Origin of the sequence: Agromyces sp. Soil535, assembly GCF_001428255.1 — a bacterium.
Lineage (GTDB): Bacteria > Actinomycetota > Actinomycetes > Actinomycetales > Microbacteriaceae > Agromyces.
Window position 1 is genome coordinate 15,537 of sequence record NZ_LMRW01000011.1, and the last position, 16,586, is coordinate 32,122.

General features: G+C 64.3%; 19 protein-coding genes. 5 read left to right on the forward strand and 14 right to left on the reverse strand.

Features of this window, described 5'->3' with window-relative positions:
- Positions 1-154: 154 nt before the first annotated feature.
- Entirely contained in the window at positions 155-1,024 is an 870-nt protein-coding gene (locus tag ASG80_RS09095) for a dihydrodipicolinate synthase family protein (RefSeq protein WP_156401735.1), read from the reverse strand.
- 361 nt (positions 1,025-1,385) lie between these two features.
- Complete coding sequence (locus ASG80_RS09100; RefSeq protein ID WP_056729866.1) at positions 1,386-4,373, reverse strand: N-6 DNA methylase; 2,988 nt, start codon at positions 4,371-4,373, stop codon at positions 1,386-1,388.
- Between the two features lie 237 nt (positions 4,374-4,610).
- On the opposite strand from ASG80_RS09100, the gene ASG80_RS09105 reads away from it, so the two are divergent.
- The 4 genes from ASG80_RS09105 (at position 4,611) to ASG80_RS23510 (ending at position 5,850) form a co-directional block, all read left to right on the forward strand.
- Complete coding sequence (locus ASG80_RS09105; RefSeq protein ID WP_056729867.1) at positions 4,611-4,871, forward strand: hypothetical protein; 261 nt, start codon at positions 4,611-4,613, stop codon at positions 4,869-4,871.
- Positions 4,861-5,166: a hypothetical protein gene (locus ASG80_RS09110; protein ID WP_235508253.1), complete on the forward strand. Its 306-nt coding sequence runs from the start codon at positions 4,861-4,863 to the stop codon at positions 5,164-5,166. Before ASG80_RS09105 ends, ASG80_RS09110 begins: the two co-directional genes overlap by 11 nt.
- 126 nt (positions 5,167-5,292) lie before the next feature.
- Complete coding sequence (locus ASG80_RS09115; protein ID WP_056729868.1) at positions 5,293-5,538, forward strand: DUF2188 domain-containing protein; 246 nt, start codon at positions 5,293-5,295, stop codon at positions 5,536-5,538.
- A 135-nt stretch (positions 5,539-5,673) separates the two neighbouring features.
- Positions 5,674-5,850, forward strand: a complete 177-nt coding sequence (locus ASG80_RS23510) for a hypothetical protein (protein WP_156401736.1) — start codon at positions 5,674-5,676, stop codon at positions 5,848-5,850.
- An 813-nt stretch (positions 5,851-6,663) separates the two neighbouring features.
- Here ASG80_RS23510 and ASG80_RS09120 read toward each other — a convergent pair.
- From ASG80_RS09120 to ASG80_RS09140, 6 genes are all read right to left on the reverse strand, one after another.
- The gene (locus ASG80_RS09120) at positions 6,664-7,386 is read right to left on the reverse strand and encodes an SOS response-associated peptidase (protein WP_056729869.1); all 723 of its coding nucleotides are present in this window, start codon (positions 7,384-7,386) and stop codon (positions 6,664-6,666) included.
- Positions 7,387-7,395: 9 nt separating this feature from the next.
- The gene (locus ASG80_RS24005) at positions 7,396-7,545 is read right to left on the reverse strand and encodes a hypothetical protein (RefSeq protein WP_164470560.1); all 150 of its coding nucleotides are present in this window, start codon (positions 7,543-7,545) and stop codon (positions 7,396-7,398) included.
- A 408-nt stretch (positions 7,546-7,953) separates the two neighbouring features.
- Complete coding sequence (locus tag ASG80_RS09125) at positions 7,954-8,334, reverse strand: hypothetical protein (protein WP_056729870.1); 381 nt, start codon at positions 8,332-8,334, stop codon at positions 7,954-7,956.
- A 64-nt stretch (positions 8,335-8,398) separates the two neighbouring features.
- Positions 8,399-8,614, reverse strand: a complete 216-nt coding sequence (locus ASG80_RS09130; protein WP_156401737.1) for a hypothetical protein — start codon at positions 8,612-8,614, stop codon at positions 8,399-8,401.
- 87 nt (positions 8,615-8,701) lie between these two features.
- Entirely contained in the window at positions 8,702-9,148 is a 447-nt protein-coding gene (locus tag ASG80_RS23515) for a hypothetical protein (protein ID WP_156401738.1), read from the reverse strand.
- A complete protein-coding gene (locus ASG80_RS09140) occupies positions 9,145-10,026 on the reverse strand; it encodes a ParA family protein (RefSeq protein ID WP_056729873.1) in 882 nt (293 codons plus the stop codon). The genes ASG80_RS23515 and ASG80_RS09140 overlap by 4 nt, the downstream gene beginning before the upstream one ends.
- A gap of 280 nt (positions 10,027-10,306) precedes the next feature.
- On the opposite strand from ASG80_RS09140, the gene ASG80_RS09145 reads away from it, so the two are divergent.
- Positions 10,307-10,537 carry a hypothetical protein gene (locus tag ASG80_RS09145; RefSeq protein WP_056729874.1) on the forward strand — a complete coding sequence of 77 codons (231 nt, stop codon included), beginning with the start codon at positions 10,307-10,309 and terminating at the stop codon, positions 10,535-10,537.
- Between the two features lie 152 nt (positions 10,538-10,689).
- Here the strand turns inward: ASG80_RS09145 and ASG80_RS09150 are convergent, their stop codons facing one another.
- The 6 genes from ASG80_RS09150 to ASG80_RS24415 form a co-directional block, all read right to left on the reverse strand.
- A complete protein-coding gene (locus ASG80_RS09150; RefSeq protein ID WP_156401739.1) occupies positions 10,690-12,303 on the reverse strand; it encodes a hypothetical protein in 1,614 nt (537 codons plus the stop codon).
- A gap of 526 nt (positions 12,304-12,829) precedes the next feature.
- Positions 12,830-13,087, reverse strand: a complete 258-nt coding sequence (locus tag ASG80_RS09155) for a hypothetical protein (RefSeq protein ID WP_156401740.1) — start codon at positions 13,085-13,087, stop codon at positions 12,830-12,832.
- 142 nt (positions 13,088-13,229) lie between these two features.
- Complete coding sequence (locus tag ASG80_RS09160) at positions 13,230-14,381, reverse strand: alpha/beta hydrolase (protein WP_056729877.1); 1,152 nt, start codon at positions 14,379-14,381, stop codon at positions 13,230-13,232.
- Positions 14,378-15,343, reverse strand: a complete 966-nt coding sequence (locus ASG80_RS09165; protein ID WP_156401741.1) for a hypothetical protein — start codon at positions 15,341-15,343, stop codon at positions 14,378-14,380. The genes ASG80_RS09160 and ASG80_RS09165 overlap by 4 nt, the downstream gene beginning before the upstream one ends.
- Entirely contained in the window at positions 15,343-15,825 is a 483-nt protein-coding gene (locus tag ASG80_RS09170; protein WP_056729879.1) for a hypothetical protein, read from the reverse strand. The genes ASG80_RS09165 and ASG80_RS09170 overlap by 1 nt, the downstream gene beginning before the upstream one ends.
- Complete coding sequence (locus ASG80_RS24415) at positions 15,806-16,471, reverse strand: helix-turn-helix transcriptional regulator (protein WP_056729880.1); 666 nt, start codon at positions 16,469-16,471, stop codon at positions 15,806-15,808. Before ASG80_RS24415 ends, ASG80_RS09170 begins: the two co-directional genes overlap by 20 nt.
- Between the last annotated feature and the right edge of the window lie 115 nt (positions 16,472-16,586).

The window sequence follows — 16,586 nt, forward strand, 5'->3', positions numbered from 1 at the left end:
GCTCTCGGGGGCACGTACCGAGACAATCGGCGAGGCTAGAACGGTCGCAGAGCTGTCGCTCTCGCGAGGGTTGACCGCGCTCGACCACGTAGGCGATCGGTGCCAGTGTGCTCGAGGCCGGCTACCCGTTGAGCTTGGCCGACCGGTCCGCGCCTCAGCGCCCCTGGGCGACTCCCGCGCGCAAGGCGGCGACTGCCGTCGCAAGTTCCGCATCGTCCACGTCGTCGAATCGTCTCGCTTCGATACGAGGCTCGCCCGCCGCGCGGCCGAGGCGCGCCATTGCTGCTTTGGTCACTGCAGGGACGTAGCCGGGTCGGGACGAGCGCAGGGAAGCGAGTGGTTGTAGGTGGGACGCGACCCACTCGCCCGCCTCACGCAAACGCCCGTTAGCAATCAACTGTTGCAGCACGGCGATCGCGTCTGGGGCGATGTTCGCGGCAGTAGACGTGAATCCATCGGCACCTTGAGCCGCGAATCCCGGGGCCAGATCGTCGCCGCCGCCGCTGAACCACGCTGCCACGGCAGGGAGTTGAGCTCGAAGCGTTCCCCATTCCCGCAGGTCAGGCGCTCCCCACTTCACGGCGAGATTTGGATGACGCTCGGATGCGACGCGCAGTCCCTCGGCCGTATAGCGCCCACCGTCATGGTCAACGATGATCTCGAGCCCGGCCCCCAGAGCGTTCTCCTCAAGGAGTTCCGCGAGTCCAGCGTCGGCGTCGGATTCGGGCTCGGGGTCAGCGAAACACAGCAACGCCCGCGCGCCCGCCATAGCCAGTTCCCGGCTCAACTTCGAGGCGCCCGATCGCGCGTAGATGCCGGCAGCCAGCACGTTCTTCTGTCCAATGCCGGATGCCGCAGCCGCAACGAACTCGCCGACCTCTGCGCCGGTGAGATCCGCGAGCTCACCAGCTCCGCCGGCGACAACAAATCCGGTGAAGCCGTGCGATGTCGCGTCCCGCGCCAGCTCTTCCATCCTGGCAATGTCGGGTGATCCATCAGGGCGAAAAGGGCTCATCGCCATCATGAGCGCTCCGCCCGCGACAACGCTCACAGCGCTGTCCTAGTTGAGAGGCTGGGTTCGGACGTCTCGATGTGGGACGTAACCGCCCGTACTAGCGCGCCCCACCTAAGGGTGGCGCGACGCCCTCCATGGATGCTTACCATTGTGATCCGATCTGTGGCTGCCTTGTCGGACAACAGTAACTGACGTAGGGCAGGAAGATACTGTTGGGTCTCCGCGATGACGCCGACCGAGGGATACCGGTGGCCGCACGATCCGTGACCGAACTTCGTCGAAGGACAATTTCGACCGGCCCTATTCGACGCCCCAACCCCAGGCCGTGACGATACGTCGAGGCTGCGAGGCAATGGACGCTGCTATGGAGTTAGTCGTCAGCTTGTAGCGGACCGACCTCAGCAGCGACGCTGCGGAGTTCTGCGTCATCCACCCCATATAGGCCGTTGACGAGATCCGAGATGCGCCTGTCAACCAGGTCACGCTCTCCCCCGGGTGGCAGCGACACCCGTGTCTCCCAGAGCACGGTGAGCCGACTCCACACGTTCTCTTCTTCGGGGTTGGCGGGCAACCTTATGGGCATGTCGGCGATGTACGGCTTGGAGAATTTGTGGTAGCTGCCTTGGTAGACGGGGCTGTGCGCCAAGACGAACGTCGAGAGAAGCGGGCTGTTCAGGATGGCAAGCAAGGGTCGATGATCTACGTCGGCGGGGAGCGCGACACTCGTTACCCCGGCTGTGCCGGTCGGAAAGAGGCGTCCGTCCCCGAGGGCGAAGTTCGAGCGGTTGCTGAGACTCGGCGTCAGGAGATGGCGACCACCGAAGGTGGCCGGCGCCGCCAGGTACATCAGGCCCCACCACTCCCCTGTCAGTTCCTCGGGGGACTTCTTGAACCAGCGCCGCGCCCGTAGCTGCGTCTCGTTCGCATGCAGGTACGCCTCGAGCCATGGAGCTTGAGTCAACTCCGACGCATTGAGGACTCGGAATGCTCCACCGTCCTCCTTGTACGGGAACACAACGACTTTGGCTGAGCTAGCGCGACTCCCATCTCTAATCTCTTGGCCGCGCACGATGTCGCGCACGTACTTGCCTTCGATCTTCAGTTCCTGCGCCTTCGCTTTGTCAAGCATCAGGACGGTGTCACTTCCGGTCTGAACGCCGTTGCCGAAGGCGCTCGCGATGTCGCTCAGTGGCTTGCCGACAGCTCGAACTTGATCCCACAATGCCCGCGCGTCTGGGGACGAAAGATCCCAAGGCGTGGACGAGAGACGGTTTCGCGGGATCTCCCAGTCTTGCGACGCACTCATGAACTCCGTAGCTCGTGCAAATCGAATCGTCGAGGTAGCTTTCCCTGCTGGCTTCGCAAGCACGAGGATCTGCGAGTAATTCGCGGCCTCCTCGAACAACCCTTCAGCTTGGAAGTCGACAATCTCATCCACCCAATGGGTGTCCGTCAAGACCTGCCGAAGCTTCGATGCCGCACCCGTAGCGAACATCTTGTTCGGTACCACGAACCCCAGTCGTCCGCCCGGTGCCAACAGGTGAAGGCCCCTCTCGATGAATAGGTAGTAGAGGTCAGCCTTGCCCTGATATGTCGTGTAGGTCGACTTGAGGTGTGCGAGGGCTCGAGGCTCGATCTCGTACCCGGCCATTAGCCATGGAGGATTGCCGACGACGGCCGAGAAGGAAGACGCGATCTGTGGCCAGTCGAACGGATTGAGGCGCGTGCGCTCCGGATTGTGAATATCACCGAGTTCACCGTCGGTGAGGATGTCGTTGCCGATAAGACTGTTGCCACATCTGACATTGCGATCAAGGTCTGGCAAGATCCGCTCCTTGAAGCCCGGCAATGCGGTAGGAGCGTCAGCGGTCTCTTGGTCCTCCATGAAGGTCAGGAGCAGGCTGAGCTTGGCGACCTCGACCGCCTGCTCGTCGATGTCGACCCCAAACACGTGGTCGAGCAGAATTCTTCGTCGCTCCTGACCTGTCAGGGCAAGCTCGCCGAGCGAGTTCTTCTCCAGGCGCGCCGGACGGCTGTTCAGCCATCGAGCGGAATCCTCAAGGTATTGACGCAGGTACCAGTCGAGGAGGGAGCGATAAGTGCGAACCAGGAAGCTGCCGGATCCACAGGCGGGGTCAACGACCGTGAGACCCGGGTTCCCCTTGGCCGGCCGAATCTGGTCCGGAGTCTTGCCGTCGAGAAGAGGATCTATAGTGCGCTGGAGCACTTCTCTGCTGAGCCACTCAGGCGTGTAGAAGACTCCCCCGGCCTTGCGTACCTCAGGCTTGAGCTCAAGCGCTACTTTTCCTCCAGCCCGAGTGATCCTCCATGCCAAGAAGGTCTCGTAGGCCTTGCCGAGGACATCGACCGGCATCACGCTGAACGCATACGGGGATTCTGGCGGGTAGAACCTGAGCACCGTGCGGCGGATCACATCGTCATCGATGTCGAGGGTGAGCGTCAGAACATCCGGGGTGACCCGGCCTTTCTCTTGATCGAAATGGAACAGCCCGGAGTTGTACCTGGCGTCCGCGTCGCGATACACCTGTTCCAGCGCTTTGCGGGGCTCCGCGCTGTTCACAGCGTCGCGGAGAGTGCCGTACGGCTCAAGCGACCGGTCCTCGCAGAATCGAAGGAAGATCAACCGGTCGAGAGTCAGCTGGATCGACCGCAGCAATTGAGCGTCCGTGAGTGTCGGGTTTCTCTCCGCGACGTGGGCAAGCAGAACGCCACGGACTTCCTCCAGGTCGCGTAGGAAGACGCGATCGATCCGCTCTGAACCGCGTCGGGTGGGCGCTTCCGCGATGAACGCTTCGAGGGAGCCACCGACCACGGCGTCACGGCTGATGAGCGAACTAATCTCATCCCAGCGATCTTCATACTCATCGAGACTGAGGTAGAGGAGCCTCGCCTTCGAAGCTGCATCGTCCTCGTGAGGGCGAACGCGGGCGTCGTAGACCGCGATCTCACGAAAGTTCGTGAGCACGACAATGGGCAGCTGAGCTGACCAGCCATATCTACGTGCTTGAAATGCGGGCTCCTTCTGGTTCTTGATCCAAACACTGGGCTTCTTAGCCTCAATAAAGAATCGACGCTCGCCACCCACCCGCAGCACATAATCGGGGGCACGCTTGTGCCCCTCGACGTCCTGATTCGGCTCGACGACGACGTCCTTGAACCGCTCAGGGAGACCTGCGCTGTTTGACACATCCCATCCGAGCGATGAAAGCAACGCATCGATGAACTCGACCCGAGCGGATGCCTCCTTATACTGTGGCGATCTCAGCTCGACGCTTCGCTGGCGGTAACTCTCAAGCCGCTTGATCAAGTCGGCCGGAATGGCCTCGTTACCGTTCATCCGTGCAGCACCGCTTTCGCTCTGTGTACAGTTCCATCACCCTAGCGACCCTCCTCCCACGTTTTTGCGGCGGTGGCATGGGGGAACATCCAATCGCTGACGCCGCCTCCTGCGCGCCGTCAGCGCGGGATTGCCCACGTTGGGTCAGGTCGAACCTGTCGCCGAGTGAGGGCGGCGCTCGTAGAATCGAGATGCGCGGGCCGGCGCGCTCCCCCTCGAGAGGAGCACCCGGCCCGAATGCGCTACTGGCAGCCCAAGCTGCGATCCGTCCGCCGCGGCGAGTGGATCATGTTCGACGACACGATCCGCATCGCGATCATCCGCGAGGTCGAGGCCGGCACGCCGGCCGAGCCCATGCTGCTCGCCGAGACGTGGGCGGCCGAGCCCGCCGAGCGCTGCTTCATCGGGTACTTCCCCGTCGACCGTCTCCGCCTCGCCGCCGACGTCGTGTGGACGGAGTACCGCCGCGAGACGGAAGGGGCGAGCGGTGGCGCGTGAAGAGCCGAAGTGGCACCCGATCATGGCGGCTGTCGAGGGCCCGCTGCTGACTTGGCGGATGCTCGACACCTACGGCCGCGAGTACGGGCGAGTGACCGTCGTCCGCGTCGCCGGCGAGCCCGCGTACCGCGTCGAGTTCCGCGGCGAGCACATCGGCTATGAGGACACGCTGCGCGCCGCGGTCGAGCGCGTGCACAGCGTGTTCATTCGGGCTCACACGCCGGGAGGCGCCGACGCGGCGGCCTACACGATTCGCACCCCGAGCGTGCCGCCCGAAAACAGGGCCAAGGGTTAGAAGCCGAACGAAGTGCCAGGTGCCACACCTCTATCGCTCGGATGTCGGTGGCCGCCCCTACACTGTGCACGTGCTTGAGGGGGGCCAGACGGCAGCGCATTCGAAACGAGTAGACAGGAGCCCCTCATGGGCAACAGCAACAACCGACACGTCGTCCCGAACCCGAACGGCGGATGGGACGTGAAAGCGCCCGGCGCAGACCGCGCATCGGCACACCTGCCGACGCAGGCCGACGCGATCGACCGCGCACGACAGGTCGTCACCAACCTTGGCGGCGGTGAAGTCCCGATCCACGGCCGCAACGGTCAGATCCGCGACTCCGACACCGTCGGCGGTGGGAACGACCCGCACCCGCCGACGGACACGAAGTAGGCGGTAGAGGGGGCCGGCACGCGCGCTCACGCGCTGGTGCTGGCCCCCTCTTTAGTGTCCAACGCGCCGGCCGGCGATCACTGAAACGAACGATCACGCCTTGATCGACGAACGCCGTCGGCGTAGTCCTAGAGCATGGACGAGCGCATGAGTTGGGCCGAGTATCGCGAGGCGCACGGCATCACTGCGGTCGAGGAGCCGGCCGCCTTCGCTGCCTACCTGCACGAACTCTCGCATGGGCAATGGGACGGCGCAGCCGAGCCCCGCACTCCCCCGGCTTCACCAGAGCTAGGCGCTGAACCGGATCGCTGAGCACGCCACACCCCGTGTGGAAAACTCAGGCTTCCGGTCGGCTGCCAGCACTACCCTTCACGGCATGGATGCCGTGATCACGCAGATGCCGCCGAGCGGCGCTGAGGAGTGGTGGTCGACCGAGCCCCAGCTGCACAGCTGGGATCTGCAGAGCGTCGAACGCCGCTCACCATAAGATCTTCACCCGACCGCGTCCCACCGTTTGACGCCGTTGCTTCGCAGGAGCCTCCGGCCGTGTCTCCGGTCACGCCAACCGGTTGACCGTCCGAGGATGCCATTGCCGGGGCCGACCGGGCTCTGGAGCACGACCTGTCGGAACCGCTGCCACACCAGTGGGCGAGCTGATTGCCGCAGGTGCTCGTTAGCGGCGGGGGTGTCGAGGCCCTCCCAGCCCCGCGGCATGACTGGAAACCATGCGACGAGGAGCCGTCTGACGTCCCGAGGGTGTGACCAGTAGAGCTTCATCCATGCTGTGCCCGGGTTGGTGCCGTTAATGAGGGCGACCACCTCGGCGTCGCCGATCCTCAATGAGGGTATCGATTTCGTGTACTGCAGGCCGCCAGGCATCGATGGCGCGCCCGGGTGGTACAGCTCCCATCTTGAAGTTGTGAGCGTCCGCGAAGGCAGGAGTGAGCTTCACTGAATAGTTGACCGGATGCTTGGCCCCTGCAGGAGCGTCGGTCTTCTCTGGGCTCAGCAGCCAGAGGACTGGCTGTTCCGCGCGGGCGTCGCGCACGGTCTTCCACCACGTGATTGCCAGCGCCGCAGCTCCTGTCGCGGCACCTATCCACGCAACCAGGTTGCTCGGATCGCTCATGCGTCGATCGGTTCGATGAGCGTCGCGTCGGAGGGGTCGACCGTCCTCGAGTTGTTCACTCGACGGTCGACCAGGTGCGTGCGCATGCTCGACGCGATCGCCGTGGAGCTCGCGTCGAGTTCGTCAAGCAGCTGGAACCGGTTTGCCTTCGACGCCGCGGCGTCGCCGGGCACGGTGAGCGGCGCCGGGTTCAGCCAGTCATCCCAGAGGTCCGGTGTCAGGAATGCCGGCATCCGGTCATGCACTTCACCGGATGCGTCGCGCGCCTCGCGGGTGACGACGACGAACACTCGGCGCCGCTCCCCCGCTACCTCCATCGTCCAGGTGAGACCGGCAGCCGCGAGGCTGTCTTCGGCGTGGATGAAGTGCCCTTGCTTGTTGCCCTTCTCTCCCGTCCACTCGTAGTAACCGATCATCGGCACGATGCATCGGGCGTTCGAGAACGCACCGACCCAGAACCCGGTCGGTAGTTTCTCCATGCGCGCATTGATGATCGGCCCGCCTTGCGGCCGGTTGGCGGGCTTCTCCCAGTCCCACCGTGCCAGCGCGAGCTCACGCTCGATGGTGCCGGCCTCGTCGCGCCACTCGCGCACGATCGGCGCGCTCTGCGTCGGGGCGATCGAGTACGACGGCCGCCAGTCTTGCGCATTGCCGCCCTCGGCGACGTACTCCTGAATTAGGTCGTCGACGTCCTTGTTCATCGCGAAGCGGCCGCACATGGTGTGAGGCTACTTCGCGTCGCGGTCGGTGCGCCAGGAGATGAGCTGCCACCCCTCGGGCACCTGCGCCTCGACCATGCGGCGGCCCTCGTCGTAGCTGTCGGCTTCGACCTCGATCCGTCGCGTCTCCGTTGCTCGGATCGTTCCGACGATTCGCATAGCGCCCGCTCCTTCCATCGATCCTATCGACGGCCGACGCCCACACCCAGGCGCGGTGCGTCGATCCGTCGTGCAATGTGAACTCCACCCACACTGCGCGATCGCTCCACGCGATGGCCTTGCCGCGCACGTGGATCGCCGCTTCTGGAAACCGTACCCACGCTTCAACCGGGATCGGCTGCTCGACCTTTGCTGGCACATTCGGCGTGCCGATCTCGGCCACCGAGAGGGAGATCGGCGAGGGACGGATCACGGACAGGTTGACGGCATCCTCGGTGAGGTCAGACCCGTACCGCTTGTTCATTCCCACAGTTCAAGATTAGAACATATCTTCGAATCCCGCTTCCGGTTTGCCTGGGCGGGCAATTCCCGCGGCAAATGTGGATGCGGTGTCGTTTCACCGGGAACTCAGGTCTGTTGGTCGGCTGGCACTTCGTCGAACCAGCGGACTACGCCGTTAGCAGCGTGGGCGGCGCGAAGAGCGGATGCAGCGTCGTCGAGAGCGGCCGCAGCTCGGCGGAGCTCGGCGGCCGCGGTAACGGTTCCCGTCGCTCCATCACCTCGGGAGTCCTCGCCTGTGTAATGGATGCCGTCGACGACTCGCTCATGCCATGCTGCGAGCTGCCGGCATACCTGCTCGAGGTCGTCAACGGTCACGACGAGCTCTCCGATCAGCTGGTAGGACGCAAACGGCGCGGGGATTCTCGTCGTCGAGTGCGCGAGAGATCGCGTACCCTCGGAGACTTCACCGGCGACCTCTACTTGCCGGTGCTCTTCGTTGGTTGCCATTGCTGCGATCCTTCCTCATGGGTACGACGTCGGTCCGGGCTGGCCGCTTCCCACGACCGCTGCGTCAGGTGCCTGGTTGTTGCTTGTCTCGGCCGAGCGTGTCCAAGATCGTCAGCGTGTCGATCGCGGGAATCGCGACGCTGGTTACGAGCTCCCAGCCGCGCTCTGCGTGCCGGTTCAGTTCCTCGAGGCGGCTGGCGGCCTGAAGCGCTCGGGTCCCTCCGACCTGCTCCCCCACCGTTGGCATGACAGTCTGGACATGTATGTAGGTCTTGGGCATCGGCTTCACTCCCCCGCGGCCCAGCTGCTTGATCTTTTCGGGTCGGAACCCACTCCAATGCCTTCGCGCCGGGCAGCCAATGCATCCCTAGCTTCCGAATGGTCGACCGCGGCGGAACCCGCCCTCGTTTGGCGGGAACGGCTCGCCGCCGTTGAACTCGTCGGCGAGTCGCACGAGCTCGCGCTCTATCGCGCCTTCGACGAGTGCCTTCAGCGACGTGTATCCGCCGGGATAGCCCGCGGTACGAAACACGGCGGTCTCTGCGCTCTTCTTCACGGTCTTTCGGATGCTGAACGTCGCCGTCTCCGTTGCTTCCGAGTCCAACGCCGGTAGCGTTGCCGGCGTTGCCGGCGTTGCCGAAGGCTTGCTGCGCTGCACGGCTGCGCGCTCTTGCTTTTGCGCGGCCGCGGGCTCAGTGACGACGGGTTCGGCCTGCACCGGTAGGGTCGCGGCAGTTCGTACTTCCTCGACCTGCGCAGTGAGTTTGATCGGGCTATCCGCGCCCGGTCGACGACGGGCTGGAGCGGCACTCATGCTGCCGCCCCCTTCGCCTCGAGCAGTCGGGTCCTGAAGATGCGCGCGACGGCGTCGTAGAGGGCGACGGTCTTGCGGCCATTGCGGTCGTTCCACGCGCCTAGCGACACGGCCGCCGCGTCCGCCTCCGCGAAGCGGCTCCACTCCGGAAGGTACGGCGGGTTGAGGTGGTCGCTCCCGTCGGACAGCTTGACCACTCCCCCGAGGTTCCACACGAGGTCGCCGAACTGCTCCCGGATGCCGTCGACCTGGTAGTCCTGTTCGGTTGTGGTCTTGCGCCTGGTGATGACGACGCCACCGATCCGGAGGTTCGGGTTTGCCATGTCAACGGCGTGGCGCTCGACGAAGTCCGACACGCGGATTGCGGCTTCGACTGAGTCGTAGTTCGGGTCGGTCGGAATGATGACGGTGTGGGCGGCTGCCAGCGCCATCTGTACAAGGTGCCCAAGGTCGGGCCGGGTGTCGATGAGGACTACGTCGTAGTCCTCAATCCATCCTTCGAGGGCTTTCGTCAGGCGCCTGACCGCGCCGACGACGCCGGCTTCCGTCTCGCGGTTGATCAGGTCGAAGCGTGAGGGCAGCACGTCGATGTTTTCTGCTTCGGCGGTCGGTGCCCCTTCGGCGGTTCTCCAACCACAGGCGATGACCGCGCCCTGCCCCGCGCCCACCTGGTCGGCACGGATGACCTCGGCCATGGTCGGGATGGGTTCCGCGGGGTCCCATTCGACGCCGAGTCGCCTGGTGGCGTTGGCCTGCGGATCCATGTCGACGACGAGCACGTTCGCCCCGGCACGCGCCAGCGCAGCGGCGAGCTGCACGGTCAGCTCCGTCTTGCCCACGCCGCCCTTGTTGTTCGAGATGACTGAGATGTGAACCACGGTGTACCCCTCCCAAACGCAATCAATGCAATGGTTCATTGCGTTGCTTGTGTTCTAAGTATTGAAAGCCTTGCATTCCTTGTAAGCCTTGGCTTGTTGCCACTCCGACTCTATGCGCACAATCCAATCAATGCAATCATTAATTGGATTGTATGTCTTGTTTGTATTGTTTGTCTTGCAATTATTGTCTAGGTCGGGGAAGTGTGAAGGGACGGCTCGCGCCTGGAAGCCGCACGCTGGATGGCGGGGCCGTAAAGCGACTCCTCGCTATGCTCTGGCCATGAAGCTGCTCGCCATCCCGGACGCGTCAGGCAAGACGATGCTCTGGATCAACGCCGAGCACCTCGTCAGCGTCGGCCGGATAGAGCTGCACGACGGACGTGAAGTACGGCTCATCGCGGAGCTGAAGGTCGAGGGGATGCCGCTACAGCGAATCGAGCTCGGCGCGTACAGCTCGCCCCAGGAGGCCGACACACCATGGGCATCATTCCTGGCTCGCCTCGAGGCGTAGCCGGGGGAGATGGCCACGGCCGGGCCCCGTCGTCCGCGCCTGTGTGCAGGCCAGCCCTGCGATAGCTGGGCTGTGCACATCGTGGTCGAGGGTGGCGGGTCCCATCGAACGTCGAGCTGCCGCGCGTCGACTCCGTCGACGCTTGCCATGAGCTAGGCAGCGAGCTCGTCGACGCGTTCGGGGGAGAGGATGCCGGCCTCGACGAGCGCACGCGCCAGGGCATGGTCTGGGCGACCGGTTCGGCTCCGTGGATACCGCGTGTAGTCGGGACGATCGTTCTGTGCGAAAAGGGCGACACCGGTCGTGGCTCGGCGCCCTCGACGCTTCTTGTGGCGTTTGCGCATCCATGCGCACTCGGCACTCCACCAGGCCCATACTCCGCGCTCGATGTCGTACCGGGTGCTGCGCTCGAGCAGGTACCCGTCAACACCGAGCGCGATCGCCACGAAATCTCGTGTGATGACGGGGGAGCGGTGCCAGCCGGCCTTGCTACGTTCAGCCAGGCCCGCCTGTTGCAGCCGGTAAAGGGCTCGGTGTATCTGTGAGGGTGTCATGCCAGCAGCGATGCTCAGTTCCGAGATCTCGGCCGCGCCCTCGTGCGGGACGTGCAGGTAGGCCCTGCCTGCTGTTCGTCCCAGACTTCCAGGAGCTGCGAATGCGTCGTGAGCGAGGGCCGCGAGGCGGGTGCCGAGTTCGTTAATCCACCAGGTGCGCTGGGCGGCTGCCGGTGCCGTGCTAGGCGAGGGGCGCATGGCTGCTTGTGACCACTCTGGTTCGTCTGTTCCTGTGGAAAAGCGTTCGGAGAGACGGTAGCGCGCGCCGTGAACGCCTCGGGCGTCGTCGACGCGCACGAGCCATGCGCTCTCAGGCTCGTTCTCGACGTCCGGCGTGGAGAGCGCGAGGAGAGCGAGGCGGCACGCCTCGCGGCCGTAGCCGGTGTCGGCCGACAGACGCCGGATGTCGACCTCGACGTCGACCCGGGCGGCTTGGGAGAGGTAGAGGCATACGGCGTCGAGCACAGCGCGGTGGCTTGGCCGCCCCTGAGCGGCCCGCTGAGCTCGTGAGGCAGCGTCCAGCCCCCAACGCCCGGGCGACGTACGAGCACGTTCCTGTGCCGCTTCGACGGCCGCGCTGACGGCCGCCACGCGGGAGGCGAACTCTTCGTCTTCCGCGTCGTACTCGAGCGGGTTCTGTGCGACGTAGTAGACAGCCCGTGACCAATCCGCCGCGAACTCTTTGAGCGCGACTGCGCGCGGCCGCGGCGTCCGAGTCCCGTCCGGTTGGGAACGCGTTCGTGCGTGCTCGAGCGCGGGTGACGTGTCGAGCAGTGCGAGAACGTCGGCGTAGCGCCAGCGTGCTCGGGCGCAGCCGGCGAGCACCGCGCCCTGGGTGCGGCTGGTGTTGTCGTCGGGGGCGAGGTTCAGCATTTCGCGGATGCGGGCGGAGACGTCGCGTTTGGCGCCGACCAGGTATGGGTGGCCTACGGAGTCGTAGGCCATGCCTTTCACGAGACTCTGTGGCGGTGGCGCGATCGTCGCGCCTGTGTCGATGAGGAACGCCTGCAGGGCGTCGAGCTCGTCGACGTCGACCGTTGGTGCGAGAAGCACATCGACGGGGCTCTGTGGCTCAGAGCGACCACCTCGGCGATGCGGAGTGAACGGCGGGCGGACGCAGCCGGTCGCGGGGTTCGAGAGGGGCGCGACGTCGAGCGAGGGAAGCAGCTGTGCTGCAAGGTGGGCGATCGTGGCGACGAGATCGGCGCGCACGCTGCTCGTGAGCGCGATCCAGACGTGGCGACCGCCGCTGGGGCCGGACACGCACACCAGGTGGTCGATGTTGAGCTCGTCAAGCCAGAGCGAGAGTCGGCCGGCATCGTAGGCGGCGTTGCCGTTCTTCGCGTCGAGGTCGAAACAGAGGTAGCGGTATCGGCCGTTGTGCTCGGTGAGGTTCATCGCCCACGGGGAGGCGGGTGCGTCGTCTTCGATGCGGTGGGTGAGTGCGTAGTCGTTCGTGCCGTCGACGTCGACGCGCACGGATCCCCGCGGGCTGAGCCGTCGGGTAAGCGTCCAGGCTGTGCCCGGTTCTGGGGACACGCCGTGGGGGAAACCGCCGTCACTAATGCGGCAATTCAGCTCATCCGGGGTTACGATGGCATCACCTTTCAAGGTGTGAAAAGCCCTCCGGCTCTTCCGGCTTGGAATTCAAATAGCTCGAACCTCGTGCTTGGCGGCTGAGAGGGTTTGAGCTCACAACTTGGGAGAAGCCCGTCGCGAATGCGGCGGGCTCTTTCGTTTAAGCGGCTGGAATGGGCAGCTCCAATGAGTTGGGGTCGGGGATTGTCCAGCCGATCGGCTTGCCGTTCTCGTCGTACTGGATGGTCTTGATGGCCTGTTCGATGACAGCCCACTGCGGCAGTCGGAGCTCGTCGCACAGCCGCTTGATCTCGCTGTCGACCGACGGGGAGACATCGGTGTACAACGGCATCGTCACTTCGCCCGCTGCACGGCGCAGAACTTTACGCTTCGGCTTGGTACGCAGGATGGTGGTCATGCTGCATACGCTACGAGGAAATGCATATGGAACTGGGCGGCACGCCGCTTCGCCTGAGAACTGGTCCAAATGCGATGTACTCACCCGCATGGCGTCGACGGTCACCTCGTGAGGCTACCGGAATAGGTACATATGCCTGTACCTATTCCCGCAAATTGCGGGGGAGTTGAGCGAGGAAGCTCGAGATTGCTCCATTGAATACCTCGGGGGCATGGTTGTATTCCCAGCAGTGGAGGGCGCCACCAGCGAACTCCTGCAGCGTGCGGCGAAAAGGCGACTGCGCTACGAACTCTCGGCTTGCATCGATGGGGAGGTCTCGATCGGCGGGGGAGTGGATGACGAATATCGGGAGGTCGATGCGGGCATTCTTCGTCCAAACGAGATCGCGCCGAGGGAGTGGCGACGTGAGGCCTGTCAGTCTGCATATGCCGGGTGTTGTGAGTGCCCAGAACGCGAGTGCTCCCAATACGCCTGGCAGGTGAGCTTTGCGGGCGCCTGCCGCGATTGTGGCCGACCAGTCAACGGCAGGACCGATTAGAACCATCGCGCGGACGCGGTCGGCGTTGAGGCCCCGTTCAGCGGCGATGAGTGACGCTGTGGCGCCCATCGACCAGCCGAAGATCACGACGTCCTCGGCGCCGTTCGCGATCGCGTGGCCGATGGCGGCGTCGATGTCCTCCCACTCGGTAGAGCCGAGGTGGGAGATCCCCGCAGGGGTGGTCTCGGGTCCTTCACCGTCGCCTCTGAAGGAGACGACCAGACTGGGGAGGCCTGCTTCAAGGGCGGCTGGGACCGTGCGAAGTGCAGTGATTCGGGTGGTGCGGATGCCGTGGACATGGATCGCCCAGGTCCGCCCGGGGTTGTGAGCGGGGAGGAACCAAGCCGGGCATTCGCCGGCTGGAGTGTCAATGGTGAGCTCGCGCGCGTCGGGGACGACGTCAGTCGGTGTACGGAAGACGTGACCCGTCCAAACTGCGTCAGAACCGAAGGCTTGTGGCGTAGTTGACAAGCTGAGTACCCGCCGAGTGACGTTGGCTTGTTCGGGATCCCGCGTAACAACTTCGCCGATGAGGGCATACTCACTTTGGTCTGCATTCCAGAGGCCGTATCGGCCGGGTTGCAGGGTCTCCTCGGTAGCCGGCATCGTGAGCGTTGTCTCGGTGAGGTCCACGATGGGCAGGGAGGTTCGTTCCCTCTGGGAGATGACTCGGCGGCCGAGGATTCGGGCTAGCACGAGTGCCGCCCCGAGCACGAGCACGAGCGCGAGTGCGACCAGCGCGGATGCGAGGATCATGCAGTCCTTTCTGCGTTGGAGAACACGATGCTCCGGGTTGTCTCGTCCAGGAGCAAGCGAGTAGCGAGCGTTCGTGAGACCAGCACTTCGCCACGTTCGAGCGCCTTCAGCTCGCCCGCCGATAGAGCGTTCGTAATCGCGAGGTCGCGGACCTGGATCACGAGGTAGTAGAGGCGAAGTCCTAGGTCTCGCACTCTCACCGGATCAGCGTTAGTTCGACGGCTCGCGATGCGTTGCAGACGACGGCTGCTCGCCCATAGCCGCGCCTCGCGCCACCAGCGCTTCAGGGTTACTGAGGCGATCCCGGCGACGATGATGAGCACGCCGCCGTAGAACAGCGGGTCGAAGAGCGCGAAGGCCACGGCGCGCAGGGCGGGGAGGGGCGTATCGAAGTGGTCGAGAGTCAGTGACGCGATCTCATCGAGGCACGCCAAGATCACGATCACCGCGCCGAATCGGAATAGGTGTCGTGGCCACGTTGCCCAGTGCCGTACGCCCGTGAAGAGACGGATCGAGACGAGCGCAACTACGGCCATGTACATCGAGGCGTACAGCCACGTGGGGGTCTGATGGATGTGCTCGACGAGGAAGTAGTAGGACGTATCCGGGTCGCGAGTGATGAAGAAGAACGGGATCGCGATGACCGAGAGCGCCAGGATGAGTTCCCACCAGGGGATCGCCGGTGTCGGAGTCCGTCCGCCGCTCACGGCGGCTTGCGTGACGAGCCAGAACGCGGCCGTTGCCAGCAGGTTCTGAGCCAGATTGATGGCGTTGCTCCCGCCGAGTGCGGAGTCGATCACTGATTGTGGGATCACCGTGCCGAGGGTGGTCATCGCAAGTGCACCCACGCCGCTCGCGAACCAAGACAGACGTGCTGCAGGGGTGCGGATTGCCGACCTCGCGCGGGCAATGAAGATGCCGACCAAGACAAACAGGGTCCCGGTTTGGAGTGCTTCGATCATTATCCGAATGTCCGCTCGGCGCCGGCGTCGAGCGGTGCCAGCAGAGCCTGCGCCAGGAGGTGGGCGGTCCGTTCAGCTTCGTGTTCCTCGAGCGCGGCTGCATCGGAGGCGCCGGGCCCGGACTCGATGAGACGGCCGCGAACAATGGCGAAGTTGACGGCATGGTTCCTTACGGGCTCGAGGAGACCGATCGCGTGGCAAGAGGCATGACGATGAAGCAGGTGCCCGACCTCGTGAAGGATGCAGTGCATCTGGTAGATCAACGGGTCAGTGGCTCGAACGAGGATGCGAGCTAACCCCGGCGTATCCACGAGGAGGCCGGTGAGCCTCTCCCACTGCTCGTCGCCGATCCGTTCGACACGGATGGGCTTGCCGATGAAGCCCGACAACGAGCTCATCAGCGACTCGAGCGTGAGATCCTTCTGCGAGAGCAGGGCTTCCAGCAGGGGCCGCTCGGTTGCGCTATCGGTTGGGGCCTTCATTGATCGCGCGGGCGATTGCCAGGAGTGCGGCTGGGCTGGCCTCCCCAAGGGCCCTGGTTGCAACAGATTCTGCTCCGGCCTTTCGGAGCGCGCTTCGGAGTTCAAGCTCGGCCTCCACCCGTTCCCGGCCGTCGTTGGCCTTGTGATTGACGAGATAGACGCTGTCAACGTCGAAGTAAGCGGCGATCTCTTCGAGGGCCCTCTGGGAGACCCTCACGGGACCTGTCGCGTTCAGCAGCGAGAACCAGAGATCGGTTGTGAAGCTGACTTCATTCCGCCCGAGATGCTCGACCACGGAGGACGCGAGCTCAGCCGCGCTCAGGTCCGGTGTGCACTTGTCGTGCAGCAGGCTCAGGCGCCGTCCGAGCTCGGCACCATCGAGATGAAGGCGACGTGAGCCTGACCCTGTCCGAGGCACGACAAGCTCTTCTGCGTCGATCCCGAGAGCGTCGGCGAGCTTCTGCACATCATTCGCGTTGAATGGCGCTTCCAGGCGAAGCCGTGTGTAGAAGTAGTTCGAGGACATGCCGGCGTCGCGGATGAGCTGGGCGTTGCTCATGCCGGCCTCATCTCGCAAGGCTTCGACGTTCACGACGATCTGGCGGGAGAAGGCCGACGCCGCTTCTGCTTTCGGACGTCCTGCCATACACCAATGTCTACCCAATTGAGTAGAATTCGGCTATCTGTACCGATTCAGGTAACACCTGATGTACCTTGTTCAGGTAAAGAGCACTTCAGACTGGGCCGCCGGGGCATCGTGG

Coding starts and splice junctions, on each gene's coding strand:
- ASG80_RS09095 (WP_156401735.1), bottom strand. CDS start 1,024: ATGATGGCGATGAGCCCTTTTCGCCCTGATGGATCACCCGACATTGCC.
- ASG80_RS09100 (WP_056729866.1), bottom strand. CDS start 4,373: ATGAACGGTAACGAGGCCATTCCGGCCGACTTGATCAAGCGGCTTGAG.
- ASG80_RS09105 (WP_056729867.1), top strand. CDS start 4,611: ATGCGCTACTGGCAGCCCAAGCTGCGATCCGTCCGCCGCGGCGAGTGG.
- ASG80_RS09115 (WP_056729868.1), top strand. CDS start 5,293: ATGGGCAACAGCAACAACCGACACGTCGTCCCGAACCCGAACGGCGGA.
- ASG80_RS23510 (WP_156401736.1), top strand. CDS start 5,674: ATGGACGAGCGCATGAGTTGGGCCGAGTATCGCGAGGCGCACGGCATC.
- ASG80_RS09120 (WP_056729869.1), bottom strand. CDS start 7,386: ATGTGCGGCCGCTTCGCGATGAACAAGGACGTCGACGACCTAATTCAG.
- ASG80_RS24005 (WP_164470560.1), bottom strand. CDS start 7,545: ATGCGAATCGTCGGAACGATCCGAGCAACGGAGACGCGACGGATCGAG.
- ASG80_RS09125 (WP_056729870.1), bottom strand. CDS start 8,334: ATGGCAACCAACGAAGAGCACCGGCAAGTAGAGGTCGCCGGTGAAGTC.
- ASG80_RS09130 (WP_156401737.1), bottom strand. CDS start 8,614: ATGCCCAAGACCTACATACATGTCCAGACTGTCATGCCAACGGTGGGG.
- ASG80_RS23515 (WP_156401738.1), bottom strand. CDS start 9,148: ATGAGTGCCGCTCCAGCCCGTCGTCGACCGGGCGCGGATAGCCCGATC.
- ASG80_RS09145 (WP_056729874.1), top strand. CDS start 10,307: ATGAAGCTGCTCGCCATCCCGGACGCGTCAGGCAAGACGATGCTCTGG.
- ASG80_RS09155 (WP_156401740.1), bottom strand. CDS start 13,087: ATGACCACCATCCTGCGTACCAAGCCGAAGCGTAAAGTTCTGCGCCGT.
- ASG80_RS09160 (WP_056729877.1), bottom strand. CDS start 14,381: ATGATCCTCGCATCCGCGCTGGTCGCACTCGCGCTCGTGCTCGTGCTC.
- ASG80_RS09165 (WP_156401741.1), bottom strand. CDS start 15,343: ATGATCGAAGCACTCCAAACCGGGACCCTGTTTGTCTTGGTCGGCATC.
- ASG80_RS09170 (WP_056729879.1), bottom strand. CDS start 15,825: ATGAAGGCCCCAACCGATAGCGCAACCGAGCGGCCCCTGCTGGAAGCC.
- ASG80_RS24415 (WP_056729880.1), bottom strand. CDS start 16,471: ATGGCAGGACGTCCGAAAGCAGAAGCGGCGTCGGCCTTCTCCCGCCAG.